This is a genomic window from Mesopusillimonas faecipullorum, from assembly GCF_020539505.1.
Lineage (GTDB): Bacteria > Pseudomonadota > Gammaproteobacteria > Burkholderiales > Burkholderiaceae_B > Mesopusillimonas > Mesopusillimonas faecipullorum.
This window is the reverse complement of record NZ_JACDXW010000003.1, coordinates 14,325-29,662: the sequence shown is the minus strand read 5'-3', so window position 1 is coordinate 29,662 and position 15,338 is coordinate 14,325. Positions and strand designations below refer to the sequence as shown.

General features: G+C 56.9%; 14 protein-coding genes. 11 read left to right on the top strand and 3 right to left on the bottom strand.

Features of this window, described 5'->3' with window-relative positions:
* Positions 1–76: 76 nt before the first annotated feature.
* Positions 77–1,432, bottom strand: coding sequence for a sensor histidine kinase (locus H0484_RS06620; protein WP_226953762.1), 1,356 nt, complete (start codon positions 1,430–1,432; stop codon positions 77–79).
* The gene (locus tag H0484_RS06615) at positions 1,416–2,108 is read right to left on the bottom strand and encodes a response regulator transcription factor (protein WP_226953761.1); all 693 of its coding nucleotides are present in this window, start codon (positions 2,106–2,108) and stop codon (positions 1,416–1,418) included. The genes H0484_RS06620 and H0484_RS06615 overlap by 17 nt, the downstream gene beginning before the upstream one ends.
* 122 nt (positions 2,109–2,230) lie before the next feature.
* Between H0484_RS06615 and H0484_RS06610 the strand changes: the two genes are divergently transcribed.
* The 11 genes from H0484_RS06610 (at position 2,231) to H0484_RS06560 (ending at position 14,362) form a co-directional block, all read left to right on the top strand.
* On the top strand, positions 2,231–2,530 hold the full coding sequence (locus H0484_RS06610) for an iron transporter (protein WP_226953760.1): 300 nt from the start codon (positions 2,231–2,233) through the stop codon (positions 2,528–2,530).
* Complete coding sequence (locus tag H0484_RS06605; protein ID WP_226953759.1) at positions 2,527–4,125, top strand: PepSY-associated TM helix domain-containing protein; 1,599 nt, start codon at positions 2,527–2,529, stop codon at positions 4,123–4,125. The genes H0484_RS06610 and H0484_RS06605 overlap by 4 nt, the downstream gene beginning before the upstream one ends.
* Positions 4,122–4,454 (top strand): DUF3325 domain-containing protein, encoded by a 333-nt coding sequence (locus H0484_RS06600; RefSeq protein WP_226953758.1) that lies wholly within the window; start codon positions 4,122–4,124, stop codon positions 4,452–4,454. The genes H0484_RS06605 and H0484_RS06600 overlap by 4 nt, the downstream gene beginning before the upstream one ends.
* A gap of 61 nt (positions 4,455–4,515) precedes the next feature.
* A complete protein-coding gene (locus H0484_RS06595) occupies positions 4,516–5,808 on the top strand; it encodes an imelysin family protein (protein WP_226953757.1) in 1,293 nt (430 codons plus the stop codon).
* A gap of 21 nt (positions 5,809–5,829) precedes the next feature.
* Positions 5,830–7,344, top strand: coding sequence for a di-heme oxidoreductase family protein (locus H0484_RS06590; RefSeq protein ID WP_390624819.1), 1,515 nt, complete (start codon positions 5,830–5,832; stop codon positions 7,342–7,344).
* Positions 7,345–7,355: 11 nt separating this feature from the next.
* Complete coding sequence (locus tag H0484_RS06585) at positions 7,356–8,426, top strand: imelysin family protein (protein WP_226953756.1); 1,071 nt, start codon at positions 7,356–7,358, stop codon at positions 8,424–8,426.
* Positions 8,416–9,498 carry a DUF1513 domain-containing protein gene (locus tag H0484_RS06580; RefSeq protein ID WP_226953755.1) on the top strand — a complete coding sequence of 361 codons (1,083 nt, stop codon included), beginning with the start codon at positions 8,416–8,418 and terminating at the stop codon, positions 9,496–9,498. Before H0484_RS06585 ends, H0484_RS06580 begins: the two co-directional genes overlap by 11 nt.
* 252 nt (positions 9,499–9,750) lie before the next feature.
* On the top strand, positions 9,751–10,935 hold the full coding sequence (locus H0484_RS06575) for an ABC transporter substrate-binding protein (protein WP_226953754.1): 1,185 nt from the start codon (positions 9,751–9,753) through the stop codon (positions 10,933–10,935).
* A gap of 56 nt (positions 10,936–10,991) precedes the next feature.
* Complete coding sequence (locus tag H0484_RS06570; protein ID WP_226953753.1) at positions 10,992–12,095, top strand: aromatic ring-hydroxylating dioxygenase subunit alpha; 1,104 nt, start codon at positions 10,992–10,994, stop codon at positions 12,093–12,095.
* A 30-nt stretch (positions 12,096–12,125) separates the two neighbouring features.
* A complete protein-coding gene (locus H0484_RS06565) occupies positions 12,126–12,890 on the top strand; it encodes an SDR family NAD(P)-dependent oxidoreductase (RefSeq protein ID WP_226953752.1) in 765 nt (254 codons plus the stop codon).
* Positions 12,887–14,362 carry an aldehyde dehydrogenase family protein gene (locus H0484_RS06560; protein ID WP_226953751.1) on the top strand — a complete coding sequence of 492 codons (1,476 nt, stop codon included), beginning with the start codon at positions 12,887–12,889 and terminating at the stop codon, positions 14,360–14,362. The genes H0484_RS06565 and H0484_RS06560 overlap by 4 nt, the downstream gene beginning before the upstream one ends.
* On the opposite strand, the gene H0484_RS06555 is transcribed toward H0484_RS06560, so the two are convergent.
* Positions 14,346–15,293 carry a LysR family transcriptional regulator gene (locus tag H0484_RS06555; protein WP_226953750.1) on the bottom strand — a complete coding sequence of 316 codons (948 nt, stop codon included), beginning with the start codon at positions 15,291–15,293 and terminating at the stop codon, positions 14,346–14,348. The two genes, H0484_RS06560 and H0484_RS06555, sit on opposite strands and share 17 nt — an antisense overlap.
* Between the last annotated feature and the right edge of the window lie 45 nt (positions 15,294–15,338).

Below are 15,338 nucleotides of genomic sequence, written 5' to 3'. Positions count from 1 at the left end.
TCCTGTGGGAGGAGGGGCAGATGCCCCTGGCTATGAGCAATAGTCTAATTAATGATAATGAAAACAAGTTTCATTTTTATATTGACAGATTAGGCTGACGGTTTTCTGACGTGGCGGGAAACCGGATACGTACCGTGCAAAAGGCCGTCTCCAGGAATTGAATATGTGCGCCGGCGTGCTGCAAGGCTTGACGAGCGATAGCCAAGCCCAAACCCGAGCCATTGCCGTCTGATCGGCCTTTATGGAAGCGCTGAAATACCAGCTCGCGCTGATGAGCGGGCACACCAGGCCCCTCGTCGCATACGTCCAGAAAAATGTCTGATTCAGGCGTGCGATGCAGTTTGACGCTAACGGAGCCTTTGCCGTGAACCAAAGCGTTTTCAATGAGGTTGCGAATAGCGTCGCGTAGCGCGTCAGCATCCGCTACGACAGAGATCCGGTCCTCTATGTCCGCACAGAGTTCGCGACTCTGCTGCTCAAATAGCGGAATCAAAGAGGCAATGATTTCGCGTGTCAGGCGCGACAATGAAACCGTGCCGGTGGCGGGGCTGGTGTTGCCGGCGTGGTCTCGGCGGGCTAGGGTCAGTAGCTGCTCGACCAGTCGCCGCAATTGGCGCATCTCGCCCTCTATGCTGGGCCAGTCCGCCTTTCCTTCGCTTTGCATTTTCTGAAGGCGCAAATCCAGTACTGTCAGCGGCGTGCGTAATTCGTGGGCTGCATCGGCCACTAACTGCTTTTGCGTATCCAGGGCATGACCCAGGCGGTCGAGTGCTTGATTGGCGGCTTGAGCCAGAGGTTGAATTTCAGCGGGTAGCCGCTTCAGTGGAATACGACGATCGGGGGTGTCGGGGCTGATGCCGGCGGCCAAAGCAGCCGCTTCACGCACCGGCCTGAGCGTCCAGCGCATCAAGCCCCACATTAGGAGCGCAGTACACAGCAGAACCAGCGGTAGCGCCAATAAGCCGTGAAGCAGGCGGGTTTGTAGAAGGGCATCGATCAGCTTGCGCTCTAGCGTGTCTAGCTTGGAAACGATCAGCGTGCTTCCACCCTCCAACGGAACCGGTACGCCAATGACTTTGCCATGGCCTCTGTAAGACTTAAGGCGCATAGGGCGTAGAGCGTCGTTCAGCGTGCCCGCCCGCATGCGCAAGGGGCGGGGCAGATTATCTGAGTGCCAAAGTGCCACACCTTGAGCGTTGTATAAGGTGTAGTACAGCTCCCCGCCTGCATAGCTAAGGGGCAGGCTATGCATGTCGCTGTCGCTTTTCAAACCTTCGGTGATTTCCAGGGCTTGAAGCAGCAAGGTGCTGTGCCGTAATTCATCACGCGTGTTGTACAAGTGCCAAAGCAGGCTGCCAAAGCCTAGTAGACTGACCACCAGTAAAGCCAGGAATACGCGGCGCGCCAGACTGCGCCTAGTCATTCGTAGCATGAGCGCTGACGGGTGCCAAGCGATAGCCTATGCCGCGTACAGTATGAATGCTGGCTTGGGCGCCGCTGGTAGAGAGTTTTCGGCGCAAGCGCGAAACCAGGGCTTCAATCGCATTCAGCGTCACGCTTTCGCTACTGGTATAAAGCTGCTCTTCCAGGAACTCCTTGACCACAATTCGAGGGGAAGCGAGCAGTAGGGCTTCCAGCAACATGGTTTCTCGTCGGGAAAGATCCAGCATGTTGCCGTCCACACACGCGTGCCGCGATTGGGGTTCGAAGTGGAGGTTGCCGCAAGTCAGGGTTGCCGTTGAGCGCGAGGCGCGCCTTAGTACCGCACGTACTCTGGCCTCAAGCTCGCGTATGTCGAAAGGCTTGAGCATGTAGTCGTCAGCGCCGGCGTTCAGGCTTGATATTCGGCTCTCTACGGCATCTCGTGCTGTTAGAACGATGCAGGGTAGCGGGCCGTGGTGGCCGCAGGCGCGCTGCTCCAAAACGCGCAGGCCATCCATGTCGGGTAGGCCCAAATCCAGAATCATGGCGTCGTATTGCGTAGTGCGCTGAGCGGCCAACGCATCCTGGCCGCTCATGACGGCGTCGACGGCAAAACCCTGGTGCTGCAGGTGCTCTACCAACAGCGCGCGCAGGCTGGGATGATCTTCAATCACTAGCAGTTTCATTGTGTTTCGCAGGTGGCGTGTGTCAGCTTGTTATCAGCTTGACGTGGCAGACTTTCGGCTTCGCGTAATAATACCTAATTATTGCGACTTGTTTTCATTCTCGGTCTTATTATTGGTTTTGTATGGAAATGCTCAAGCGCGGCAGTTGGTGGAGTGCCGGACGTCGGGATGTGGCGGTGCGCACGGTTCTGGCGATTTTTGCGGGGTACGCATTGTCTGCCTTGTCGGCGGCCTGCCTGAGTCTTTATCTCCCTTTGGCGCGTGCTGAGGCAGTCATGGTGGCAACTATGTTGGCCTTCCTGATTTACGCAATCTTGGTGATATGGGCATACAGCACAGCCAGGGTCGGCAGAATGGCGGGTATCTGGGTGGCAACGGCTGCGGTATTGAGCGCGGCGCTGATGTGGGGAGGTCGAGCATGAAAGCTTTAGGATTTCGTCAGGCCAATTCCTGGCTGCATACTTGGTCCGGGCTGTTGCTGGGTTGGCTGCTGTTCGCGGTTTTCGTTACAGGCACACTTAGTTATTTCCGCCAAGAGATCACCTATTGGATGCAGCCCGAGTTGCATGGCTCGCAAGCGCATCCGCAGGCCGCCGAGCAGGCCTTGCAAACTTTGCGGCGTGAGGCCCCCGATGCTGCCTCGTGGCAGGTTACGCTGCCGGACGAGCGCAATCCCACCGTGCGTACGCGTTGGTATGAGCAGGGTGAGCGGGTCGCTAGAAACGGCGGTAAAAGCCTGACATTGGATGCAACGACCATGGAACCGCTGGCTGGGCGACCCACAGCCGGTGGCGAATTCCTGTACCGGTTTCATTTCGAGCTGTATGGCATGGATAGAACCTGGGGGCGTTGGATAGTGGGCGTGGCTACCATGTTCATGCTGGTAGCCATTATGAGCGGCGTCATCATTCATAAAAAAATCTTTATTGATTTCTTCACGTTCAGACGTCGTAAGGGCCAGCGCTCGTGGATGGATGCTCATAATGCCTTGGCTGTTCTGTCGCTACCTTTTCACTTCATGATTACCTATAGCGGCTTGCTGCTGCTGATGTTTTTGTTGATGCCTTGGGGCATGGATGCCGCTTATAACGGTGACACGCGCGCTTTCTTCTCAGAGCGTGGGCGCGCACCGGTTCAGGCCCCGGCGGGTGCCGATGCACAAGCCGTGCCTGCGCCGCAAGCGATGGCCCCAATAGGTCCGATGCTGGAAGCAGCAAACCGTGCTTGGCCGCTGGGCGTTGCCAGCATCAGTGTGACCCAGCCCGGACGCGCCGGCGGTACGGTTGAGCTGCGTCAAAAAGGGGCGCAAACCTTGTTGAACCATGCGGCAAGTGAACGCATGATATTTGATGCGGGTACAGGAGAGTTGAAGGAGGCCATACTCACTGACGTACCGGCAGCCGGCGTTTCTACCTACAACGTGTTCTCGGCTTTACACAGATTGCGTTTCGCAGATGCTTGGTTACGCTGGCTGTTTTTCATCGCTGGCGTCATGGGTACCGCCATGGTGGGTACCGGCATGATTCTGTGGGTGGTCAAGCGCTTGCCGCAAAAGCGCAAGGGGCAGTACCACGCGGGGCATCGCTTGGTCGAGCGCTTGAATGTGGCGGCGCTGGCCGGAATTTTCGTGGCGATTGGGGCGTATTTCTGGCTGAATCGTCTGTTGCCGGCATCACTCGCCGACCGAGCCGGATGGGAGATCAAAGGTTTCTTTTTGGTCTGGGCCTTAACGCTCGTTCATGCTTGGCTGCGCGAGCATAAACAGGCATGGAAAGAGCAGCTGTATGCCATTGTCGTTCTGTATGCGGGGCTGCCCATTATCAACTTCCAGTTTGCAGAAAGCCATTTGCTGGCCACACTCGGTAACGGGCACTGGACGCTGGCCTCTGTGGATCTCGTACTGCTAGCCACTGCGGCATTGGCAGCCTGGGCAGCGTGGTATTTGCGTCCTTCTGCCAATCCCGTGCGTAAGCCAAAGCCGGTGGTGCAAGCTGCGGTTCAAGAGGCCACGCCATGATCGCGGCGGGTGCGATGTTGCTGGGGGTGGCCGGCATGGCCTCACTGAGCTTGGCCATGGAAAGGCATCATGAACAAATCTGGGGCAAGGCACGCTTGCAAGCCTGGCGGGTATGGGCGTTGCGTGCAGTGGGCTGGGCGTTACTGATTACGGCGGCGGTGACGACGGTACGCTTGCAGGGCACCAGTATGGGGCTCACCCTTTGGGCCATGGAAATCAGCCTTGCCGCAGTTTGCGTGGGCTTGTTATTAAGTTACGTACCACGTGTGCTCCCCTGGCTATTAGCCGCTGCGCTGTTAGCCGCCTGGGTAATAACCCTAGTGTATTAATGCAAATCATTTACAATGCTGGCTTAAACCATAGACTTCATACGTAAGGCAGGGAGTATTTATGCGCAAGCTGGTATTGGCCGCGGTTCTGGCATGGACAGCGGGAGGTACGGCCATGGCTGCCGAACCTCAAAAGGTAGTGAATCATTACGCCGACATGGCTTTGGCCGAGTACGAAGACGCATTGGCGGGTGCCAAAGTGCTTCAAGAAAAAATCGACGCTTTATTGGCTCAACCTTCAGCTGAAACGCTTAAAGCCGCTCGCGAAGCCTGGCTGGCTGCCCGTGTTCCCTATCAGCAAACCGAAGTGCTGCGTTTCGGAAATCCGGTGGTAGACGACTGGGAAGGCCGCGTGAATGCCTGGCCGCTGGACGAAGGGATGATCGACTACGTAGACGAATCCTACGGCACCGAGTCGGATGCCAATGCATATTACGTTGTCAACGTTATTGCCAACAAAGAGCTGTTGCTGGGCGGTAAGCGCATAGATGCCAGCGATATCGATGCGCGCCTGTTGCGTGAAGTGCTGCACGAAGCTGACGGCAATGAGGCCAATGTCGCGACTGGCTACCACGCCATCGAGTTCCTGCTTTGGGGACAAGATCTGAATGGCACGGGCCCAGCCCCTGAGGGGCGTACCGGTACGCCTCAAGAGCGTCATGCCGGCGACCGGCCGCACACGGACTTCGACCCTAAGCAATGTACGGGTGGCAACTGCGATCGCCGCGCGCAATTTCTTAAATCCGCCACCAGTTTGCTGATCGCCGACCTGGAAGAAATGGTCGACAACTGGAAAGACCAAGGTGCCGCGCGTGCCGTGGTGGTGCAAGACCCACGCCAAGGCTTGATCGCATTGCTTACCGGTATGGGTAGCTTGTCGTATGGCGAACTGGCGGGCGAGCGCATGAAGCTGGGCTTGATGCTGCACGATCCTGAAGAAGAACACGATTGCTTCTCCGACAACACGCATAACTCGCATTACTACAACCAGGTTGGCATTATGAATGTCTACCTGGGGCAGTACGAGCGTACCAACGGTGAAGTCATGAAGGGTGAGGCTTTGTCCGAGCTGGTCAAAGCTAAAGATGCCAAGCTGGACGAAGAGGTAAAGGCCAAGCTTCAAGCCACCTATGCAGCCATGGCTAAAATGAAAGAACGGGCTGAAGCCCTGGAAACCTATGACCAGATGATCGCCCAGGGCAATGCCGAAGGTAACGCCGTTGTGCAAGCGGCTATCGACGCTTTGGTCGATCAGACCCGCAGTCTGGAGCGTGTCATTGCTGTGCTCGATCTGGGCCAGGTAGAGCTGGAAGGCTCGGACAGCCTGGATCAGCCCGACGCGGTTTTTCAGTAAGCGTATAGGCAGGATCTGAATATGCAGGAAATCCGGCTGGTGGCGGGCGTGATGCTCGCCCTGGCCGCGACGGCGTCCGGCGCGACGCCGCGCGGCGACCTCAGCGAGGCCGACAGACAGCGCGTGCAAGCCATTACCCAGGCAACGACAGACTTTTCCAAAGCCGAGTCTTTCGAGACTATGCAGGGGGGCGCGGGGACGGTCGATAAACTGATCAATGCCGATATTTTTTCGCAGCCGGCGGCTAATCTCAGCTTCGAAGGGCGACAAGAGTTTCTGGTCGGCAATGGTTTGTTTCGTAAAGACTGGGTGTCGTCACCGTCTTCCACACAGGCCTCCGATGGTTTGGGGCCGTTGTTCAACGCGCGCTCCTGTCAGGCCTGTCATGTCAAAGATGGCCGGGGCAGTTTGCCGGGCTTGGATACCGCCGAACAAACCGATAGTGTGGCCTTGCTGATGCGGCTGTCGCGACCTGCCCAGGTGCAGGCAGCTCGTAAAGATATAGGTGATGGCAGCGAAGTCGCCGAGTGGTTGCCTGATCCGGTCTATGGTTCGCAACTTCAACCTTTTGCTGTGCCTGGCTTGCCTGCAGAGGGTCAAGTACGTATTACCTACACCGAAGTGCCGGTAGAACTGAATGGCGGCGAAACGGTCGTATTGCTCAAGCCCGACTATCAGGTAGAAAATCTTGGTTATGGGCCCATGCATCCCGATACCGTCATGTCGGCACGCTTGGCGCCGCCCATGGTAGGCCTAGGTCTGCTAGAGGCTATTCACGAAGACGATATCCTCGCCCATGCCGAACGAGACAAGCCAGACGGCGTGAAAGGCCGACCTCATTGGGTGAAGTCGCTGGCGACGGGTGAAACCGTATTAGGGCGTTTCGACTGGAAAGCGAGTCGACCCGATGTGCTTCATCAGTCTTCGGCTGCATTTTCTGGCGACATGGGCTTGTCCACACCGCTTTTCCCCAGCCATTATGGCGACTGCACGGAAAACCAACCGGACTGTCTTAAGCTGCCCCATGGGGCTCAGCCTCATCTGGGCGAACACGAAGTGCCTGAGCGACTCATGGACTTCGTCACGATTTATTCGCAAAACCTGGCGCTACCCAAGCGGCGCGACGTAGACGATGCCCAGGTGTTGGCAGGTAAAAAACTGTTCTATGAGTCTCAGTGCATCGCTTGCCATGTGCCCAAGTACGTCACGCGTCGCGATGCCGAAAGAGAAGAACACCGCTTTCAGCTGATCTGGCCCTACACCGACCTGTTGTTGCACGATATGGGGCCGGGGCTGGCAGATGAGCAAGTAGAAGGGCAAGCCAAGGGCAACGAGTGGCGTACGGCGCCGCTATGGGGCATAGGCCTGACCAAAACGGTTAATCCGGCGGCAACCTGGTTGCACGACGGGCGTGCACGCACCTTACTTGAAGCTGTGCTGTGGCATGGCGGAGAAGCACAGGCAGCGCGTGACCGTGTCGTTGCCATGACGCCTGAAGAGCGGGCTGATCTGATCCGCTTTCTGGAATCTTTATAGGAAATGTTGTTATGAAATCCGGACGTAGAGGCTTTTTGGGAGGAGCGTTGGGCCTGGCTGTTGCTGCAGCGTGGGTGCGTCCTGGTCACGCCGCTCAGCAAGCGGGTGTGGGCGAGCGCCTTCATCGCTTCTATATTGCGCCGGCAGTACACGAATTCAAGCGTAGCGCTGACGCCATGAGCCAGGCGCTCAAGCAAATGTGCCAAGACCCCTCAAGCTGGCAAGCGCAGCGTCTGGAAACGGATTTTCGTGCGCTTGTAGCGGCCTGGTCACGTATTGCTTTTCTGCGCTTTGGCCCTTTGGTGCAAGATAACCGCTTCGAACGCGTGCTGTTCTGGCCCGACCCGCGTGGTGTCATGTTGCGGCAAATCCGGCCCTTGCTGCAAGGCACGCAAGATCTGCAAGACTTGCGTACGCATAGCGTGGCAGTACAGGGTTTGCCGGCGCTGGAATACGTATTGTTTGGCGAGCCTGCTTTGTTGGCGGAGGGCGCCAACGCCGGGCATGAGGCACCGTGCGCCTATGCGCAGGCCGTTGCCGCCAATCTAGCCCAAGTGGCCGATGCGCTTTGGCAGGCTTGGCAGCCGACAGGCGCCTATGCCAAGGATTTTGCGTTTCCCGACGAGCGCAATGAGGTGTATCGCAACGAACACGAGGTATTGGCCGAGGCGATCAAGGCTTTGTCCACGGGCCTGCGTTTCGAGGCCGATGTCAAGCTGCGTACGGCCCTAGGCGCGCAACAAGACAAAGCTAGGCCCAAAGGCTTGCCATTCTGGCGTAGCGGCATGGCACTGTTCGCCATAGCCGAGGCGGCACAGGGGCTGGCGGGCTTTCACGAGGCAGCAAAGTTTGAACCTGAACCTGACTGGTTGGCACGCGGCCTGAACCAAGAGCTGCGTCAAAGCGCAGAGATTCTTCAAAGCCACCAAGGACAGGTTCTGCGTATGGCGGAAGATGCGGATCTATATCGCGAACTGACGCTGGTGGTATTGAAACTCGACAACGCCCGCCGAATGGTGGACGAAGACTTGGCGGCAGCTTTGGGTGTGGGCATGGGGTTCAACGCACTTGATGGCGACTGAAACCTTCCTTACCTCACGTCGCCGAGCGGGGCGAGATGAATGTGTCTGGTGCGACGCACAGGGCGAAGTGCGTGCATCGGTGCCCCTTCCCAAACGGGGGCACAGTTTCGCGGTTGATGCGGCCCAAGGCCGGGCGGTGATATTCGGGCGCCAGCCTGGTTTTTTCGCAAAGGCTTTTCAGCTGCTTGACTCAGATTCGGGCCGCCTGGAAGTCGAGCATTTGCCGCTACCCCAGGGACACCATTTCTATGGGCACGGCGTCTTCGCACCGGATGGCGACTATTTGTATGCCACCGAGAATGATTATGAGCACGCCCGTGGCGTAGTGGGGGTGTACGACGCGCGCCCAGGCCAAGGCTATAAGCGTGTGGGCGAGTTCGAAACGGGGGGCATAGGGCCACACGAAGTGCTGATGATGCCAGACGGTGAGACCCTGTGCGTAGCCAATGGCGGCATGGAAACGCATCCTGACTACGGCAAAAGCATCTTGAACGCCTCTACCATGCAGGCATCGCTGGCCTATCTGGATAGGCGTAGCGGCAAACTACAAGCATTGCATACCCTGAGCGAGGAGTGGCGGCAGTTGTCCATTCGTCATCTGGCTTTGGATGAGGCCGGTCGTGTGTGGGCAGGGTGCCAATATGCCAATCCCGATGGCCGGCGACCTCCTCTGGTGCTGCGTCACGCTCGTGGGCAAAGCCTGGAACCACTCTCCTGTCCGTCGTCGCAGCTGCGCGCCATGCGTAATTATGTAGGCTCCGTGACTGCCAATGCGCAAGGCAATGTGGTGGCGACTTCCAGCCCGCTAGGGGGGCACGTGCTGTTCTGGGATGCCGCCACCGGACAGCTATGGGATGCGGTGGACATGCCTGATGTATGTGGTGTGGCCCAATATGGCAAGGCAGGCTTTCTGCTGAGTTCCGGGCACGGGGTGCTGGCCTGGTACCACCCTGCAGAGCGGCACCTAGAAGAGAATCCATCCGAAGGGCCGGTCTACACCGCAACCCGCATACCGAATCACCAGAACCTGCAGTTTGAGGTCTCCTGGGACAATCACATGCGGCGTATTTGACCGCCGGGTTATCTATACCCCTGTAGCCAGCGGGGGCAAAGTCTTAAGCAATGGCCCTAGCCAGACTTTTTTCTTTCTTCAGCACAATGATTTTCGTCCTTGTTCTGCGCATAGACGCGTCGTTTAATACATGCGTGTGCTCGAACTCAATGGTCACATGAAGTGAAAGAAAGATCATAAGCGGCGCGCAAAGCGCTGCCGTCGCCGCAACAAAAATTGCTGTGACGCACAATTAAATCAAAGGAGACTCTCATGAAGCATGCTCTGGTAGCCGCACGCCTGCGATATGGCGTTCTTGCGCTCACCTTGTCGCTGGCGGGCTATGCGCAAGCGCAGCAGCCGGTCAAAATAGGATTTATCACGACGCTCTCTACACCCGCAGGATATATCGGCGAGGATGAGCGAGATGGTTTTTTGCTTGCCGTGAAAGAGGAGGGCGGCAAACTGGGCGGTATTCCGGTCAGTGTGCAGGTAGAGGACGATGCGCTTAAGCCCGCCAGCGGTAAACAGATAGCCGACAAGATGCTGCAGGATGGCGTCAAACTTTTTACCGGCATCAATTTCTCTAATGTGCTGTTGGCTGTTGCGCCTTCCGTCATCAGTGCAGGCGGAACGTATGTCAGCAACAACCCAGGGCCGTCAAACTTTGCGGGTAAGGGCTGTCATCCCAATTTTTTCGGCGCGGGTTTTCAGAATGACTCCATGTCAGATACCGTGGGTATGGCAGCCAACGACATGGGTATCAAGAAAGCGGTAATCATGGTGCCCAGCTATCAGGCTGGCAGAGACGCCGCTGCGGGATTCAAAAGAACCTTCAAGGGCGAAATTCTCGGCGAAATTTATACCAAGCTGGATCAATCCGATTTTTCGGTCGAGTTGGCTCGCATACGTACACTGAATCCTGATGCGCTGTTCCAGTTCCACCCTGGTGGCACGGGTATCAATCTGGTCAAGCAATTTGCCAACTCCGGCCTTAGCGAAAAAATAAAAATGATTACGCCTATTTACTCTATGGATGAGCGTATGTTGGCCGCGGTGGGCCAGGCGGGTAAAGGTTTTTACATGAGTAGCCTTTGGAGCAATGACTTAGACAACGAGCCTAATAAGCAGTTTGTCGACTCCTTCACCAAGACTTATCAGCGCATTCCTACGGCGCAGGCGGCGCAGTCGTATGACACGGCAAAATTGATTGCGTCTGCCTTGAAGGCTGTTGATGGTGACATCGTCGGTAAAGCAGATGATTTCCGCGACGCGTTGCGAAAAGCAGATTTTGACAGTGTGCGTGGCGACTTTAAGTTCGGCCCGAATCACTTCCCTATTCAAAACTGGTATCTGTTGCAAACAGTAGATGACGGAAAAGGGGGGCTGACTTACAAGAACGTCGACGTGATTGCCAAAGGCCACACCGATATTTATGCGTCAGAGTGCGCCATGTAATGGCGTGTGCACCCACCGAGCACGTACAGACTAAAGAAAGGAAGGAGACTTAAGACATGAATCCATCGCTGAGTGCGGCACCTGCCTTGGCTACCCCAGCCACTGATTCGGTAGCGGGAAACGAGCGTTTTGTGCGGAATGCCTGGTACGCCGGGCTTTGGGCTAGTGAACTACCGGTTGGCCAACTCGTAGCCCAGACGATACTTAACGAGCCCGTGGTGTTCTACCGCAAAGAAGACGGCGCCCCGGCTGCGATTCTGGATCGTTGCTCTCATCGGTTTGCACCGTTGTCTATGGGTAAGCTGGTGGCGGGCGATAGGATTCAATGTCCCTATCACGGTTTGGAGTTCGGGCCCGATGGCAAGTGCGTCAATAACCCGCATCCCCCCTGTTCTATCCCGGCAGCAGCACATCTGCCGGGGTTTCAGGTTGTTGAAAAACATTCTTTGATTTGGATATGGATGGGGAACAAGCCGGCAGACCCCCAACTGATTCCCGATTACAGCTGTTTGGACGAAGGGGATCCTTTGCATATCACCGACCCAGGCTATCTGAACATCAAGGCCCATTACGAGCTTATCGTGAACAACCTGCTCGATCTTTCTCATGTGGTGTATGTACATGACGGTATTCTGGGTAGCCCAGGTATCGTCCAGTCTGACGTGCAGGTGGAAACGCAGGGCGAGGTGGTGACGGTGAGTCGATATGCCAAAGACGTCGCGCAACCCAGCATGTTCACCATGCTTGCTCCCGAGGGCTATGAGCGCGGCGACTCTTTCACCACGATTTCTTGGTACGCGCCCAGCAACTTGTTTCTGGAAACCGGAACCTGTAAAACCGGCCAGCCTAAAGCCAGCGGTACGGGTTATTTAGCGATTCATTTGCTGACACCAGAAACCGAGCGCACGACACACTATCGATTCAGCGCGGTCAGATGGAATGTCATGACCACAGGCGACGAACACAACGAACAGATACGTCGCAAAATCTACGAGTTGCGTAATTTTGCTTTTGCGCAGCAAGATGGGCCGGTGATAGAAGCTCAGCAACGCCGCATGGATCAAGCACGCAAAGCGCTAGCGCCCGTGCTGTTATCCATTGATGCGGGCCCGACGCGCTACAAGCGTGTGCTGGACCGCATGCTTGAACAAGATCAGTAAACCTTACTTCTAACGAGAGGAGAGACAGGAATGAAGGGAAACGCGCTTCGCGACCGTGTCGCAATCATTACCGGCGCAGGCCAAGGCATAGGCCGATCGTTTGCGCTTGCATTTGGCAATGAGGGGGCTACTGTCGTCATAGCCGAACGCAACGTGGACAGCGCCACAGATGTCGCAGCGGAGATTATCCAGGCAGGAGGGCAGGCACTAGCCATTGCCACGGATGTCGCCGACGCGGCGTCCGTTGCAGCCATGGTTGAGCAAGTGGATAGCGCTTTTGGCCGCATCGACGTGCTGATCAATAACGCCGCCATTTTTTCTACGCTGGAAATGCGGCCTTTTGACGAGATACCCTTGGCTGAATGGGAAGCGGTGTTGCGCGTTAACGTGACAGGGCCTTTTTTATGTTCCCGGGCTGTGCTGCCGGCGATGCGTCGCAAACAGTGGGGCAGAATCATCAATATCGGCTCGGCAGCCGTTGCCATGGGTCGCCCCAACTATTTGCATTACATTGCTTCCAAGGGGGCCATCGCTGCGATGGCGGGCGCCATGGCGCGCGAGCTGGGGAGCGACGGCATTACCGTCAACAGCATCTTGCCTGGCGCTACATTCACCGAGATTGAGCGCAAGACTGTCTCGCCCGAACAAAAAAAGGCCATCATCGGCATGCAGTGTATTTCGCGAGCGCAAGGGCCCGACGACTTAACGGGCGCCGCGCTGTTCCTAGCCTCGGAAAGTGCCGGTTTCATTACGGGGCAGAACCTGAGTGTTGATGGGGGAGCCACGCACCGATGAATGCTCCAACTATCTACCTGCAAAATGCTTTGCCCGCACACCGTGGGCTTTACTACGGCGGCGAGTGGCACGACGCTGCAAACGCTGCCGAGGAAGAAATATTCAGCCCTTCCACCGGCACTTCTTTGGGGAAAGTGGCCTGGGCGGGGAGCGCCGACGTCGATGCTGCGGTTCAGCAAGCTCGGCTGGGTTTTCAAGCCTGGCGCAAGATTAGCCCTTTAGCGCGCGCCTCGTGTTTGCGACAAGCAGCTGCACTGGTACGCCAACACGGTGATGAGCTTGCTGCCATTGATGCCGCCGACTGTGGCAACCCTTTCCGTGCGCTGAAACTGGACGTTGGCATGGCGGCGCACGGCCTGGAGTACTTTGCCGGCTTGATCGCCGAACTCAAGGGGCAAACGTTGCCCATGGAGGACGAGTCGCTCAACTATACCGTCCGCGAGCCTTTGGGGGTGGTGTGCCGTATCAATGCGTATAACCACCCTTTCATGTTTGCGGCGCGCGGGGCGGCAGCCGTGCTGGCTGCCGGCAACAGCCTTATCATTAAATCGCCTGAACAAGCGCCGTTATCCACTTTACGGCTGGCCGAATTGCTGGGGCCTTTGTTTCCTCCGGGCGTATTCAATGTATTGTCCGGTGGCCGGGAATGCGGCGAGGCGCTGACGACCCATCCGGGCATCGCCAAAATCGCTTTGATAGGGTCCGTACCAACAGGTAAGGCCATCGCTCGTGCTGCCGCCGATACGCTCAAGCGAGTCACCTTAGAGTTGGGCGGCAAAAATGCACTGATCGCTTATCCCGATGCCGACATTGACAAGGTGGCTGAAGGAGCAGTGGCAGGGATGAACTTTGCTTGGGCAGGGCAGTCCTGCGGCTCCACCAGTCGCTTGTTTCTTCACTCCAGCATCCATGATGCCGTAGTAGAGCGCATCGTAGAGGCTGCCCGTCGTATTCAACCTGGCATTCCCACGCATCCGGATACGCAGATGGGTTGTCTCGTCAGCCAAGCCCAGTTCGATCGAGTTGTCAGCTACATCAACTCGGGCGTAGAGCAAGGCGCGCGGCTGCTTACGGGTGGCAAAAGACCCCAAAATCCAGAGCTTGCGCAAGGTTACTTCATCGAGCCCACGGTTTTCAGCGAAGTGACGCCCGACATGCAGATTGCCCGGCAGGAAATCTTTGGCCCGGTCATGGCCATCATGCGTTGGCAAAATGAAGATGCTATGTTCGAGGCAGTGAATGAGTTAGATGTGGGGTTGACGGCGTCGATCTGGACGAGCGATTTGATCCAGGCGCATCGTGCAGCGGGGCGGATAGAAGCCGGCTACATCTGGATCAACCGGTCCAGTAAACACTTTCCTGGGGCTCCCTTTGGGGGCTACAAGCAATCCGGGATAGGGCGGGACGAATCGCTGGATGAGCTTCTGGACAATACGCAGATTAAAAACGTCAACGTCAATCTTGAGCCCTGACTTGGGTCGACCGCCTTTGGCGGTCGCCGTGTGGGTCGTCAGCGTCATCAGCAGCCAACATCTCTTTCAGTAGGTCGATGAAAGCCGACTCCTGTTTGCGCTCCGGCCTGCCCGCTGCCTTGACCCAATGCAGGTTGCGGGTCAAGCGCGGATGCACGACTCGGCGGGTAGCCAACTTGCCTGCCTCGACTTCGTCTTGCATCACGGCAAGGGGAAGAATGGCAGCCCCTAATCCTTGTGCCACCAAGTGTTTGATGGCAGCCAGAGACTGCACCTCGAACGCCATCTCCAGGGGGGTTTCCAAACGCTGGGCGGCACTCTCTAGCAGGCGGCGCACAGAGTCTCGGGGGCCGGTAAGGATCAGCGGCCACCCCAACACATCAGCCAGGCTGAGTTGTGTTTGCTGAGGGGCTTGGTCGGGTGCTACGACAAACAATAACTCTTCGCACAACAGCAAAGTGTCGGTGGGTTGTTGTTTCTCTTCGTCTTGATAGACCAGCGCAAGATCTAATTCTGCCTTGGCGACCATATCAGCCAAGGCATAACTGAGATCTTCGGTAAAGCTGATGGTTAATTCGGGGATACGTTGCTTGGCTGCCAAAATGAGCCTGGGGCCCATCGTCGCCATGACGCTGGTGGGTAGCCCCACGTTCAGATATTCACGCGAGGACCCGGCCAGGGAGGATATTTCATGCTGTACGGCATCGACCAGCGAGAGAATCTCACGAGCCCGTTCGACCAGCAGCGTGCCTGCCTCTGAGGGCTCTACCCCTCTGGAGTGGCGTATGAGTAGATCAACGCCGAGCTCCGACTCAAGCTGTCGTATTTGCATGCCCAGAGCGGGCTGGGCCACATGTAAGAGCTCAGCCGCCCGGGTGATGTTGCCGGCCTCTACGATCTTGACCAGATACTTAAGCTGACGCAGGTTCACAACGTGGCTCCCGCCGGGTGGCCTTAGGAACGCAGTGGCGGCTAG

Coding starts and splice junctions, on each gene's coding strand:
- H0484_RS06605 (WP_226953759.1), top strand. CDS start 2,527: ATGAAAGCTTTAGGATTTCGTCAGGCCAATTCCTGGCTGCATACTTGG.
- H0484_RS06575 (WP_226953754.1), top strand. CDS start 9,751: ATGAAGCATGCTCTGGTAGCCGCACGCCTGCGATATGGCGTTCTTGCG.
- H0484_RS06615 (WP_226953761.1), bottom strand. CDS start 2,108: ATGAAACTGCTAGTGATTGAAGATCATCCCAGCCTGCGCGCGCTGTTG.
- H0484_RS06565 (WP_226953752.1), top strand. CDS start 12,126: ATGAAGGGAAACGCGCTTCGCGACCGTGTCGCAATCATTACCGGCGCA.
- H0484_RS06570 (WP_226953753.1), top strand. CDS start 10,992: ATGAATCCATCGCTGAGTGCGGCACCTGCCTTGGCTACCCCAGCCACT.
- H0484_RS06595 (WP_226953757.1), top strand. CDS start 4,516: ATGCGCAAGCTGGTATTGGCCGCGGTTCTGGCATGGACAGCGGGAGGT.
- H0484_RS06610 (WP_226953760.1), top strand. CDS start 2,231: ATGGAAATGCTCAAGCGCGGCAGTTGGTGGAGTGCCGGACGTCGGGAT.
- H0484_RS06620 (WP_226953762.1), bottom strand. CDS start 1,432: ATGCTACGAATGACTAGGCGCAGTCTGGCGCGCCGCGTATTCCTGGCT.
- H0484_RS06600 (WP_226953758.1), top strand. CDS start 4,122: ATGATCGCGGCGGGTGCGATGTTGCTGGGGGTGGCCGGCATGGCCTCA.
- H0484_RS06580 (WP_226953755.1), top strand. CDS start 8,416: ATGGCGACTGAAACCTTCCTTACCTCACGTCGCCGAGCGGGGCGAGAT.
- H0484_RS06585 (WP_226953756.1), top strand. CDS start 7,356: ATGAAATCCGGACGTAGAGGCTTTTTGGGAGGAGCGTTGGGCCTGGCT.
- H0484_RS06560 (WP_226953751.1), top strand. CDS start 12,887: ATGAATGCTCCAACTATCTACCTGCAAAATGCTTTGCCCGCACACCGT.
- H0484_RS06590 (WP_390624819.1), top strand. CDS start 5,830: ATGCAGGAAATCCGGCTGGTGGCGGGCGTGATGCTCGCCCTGGCCGCG.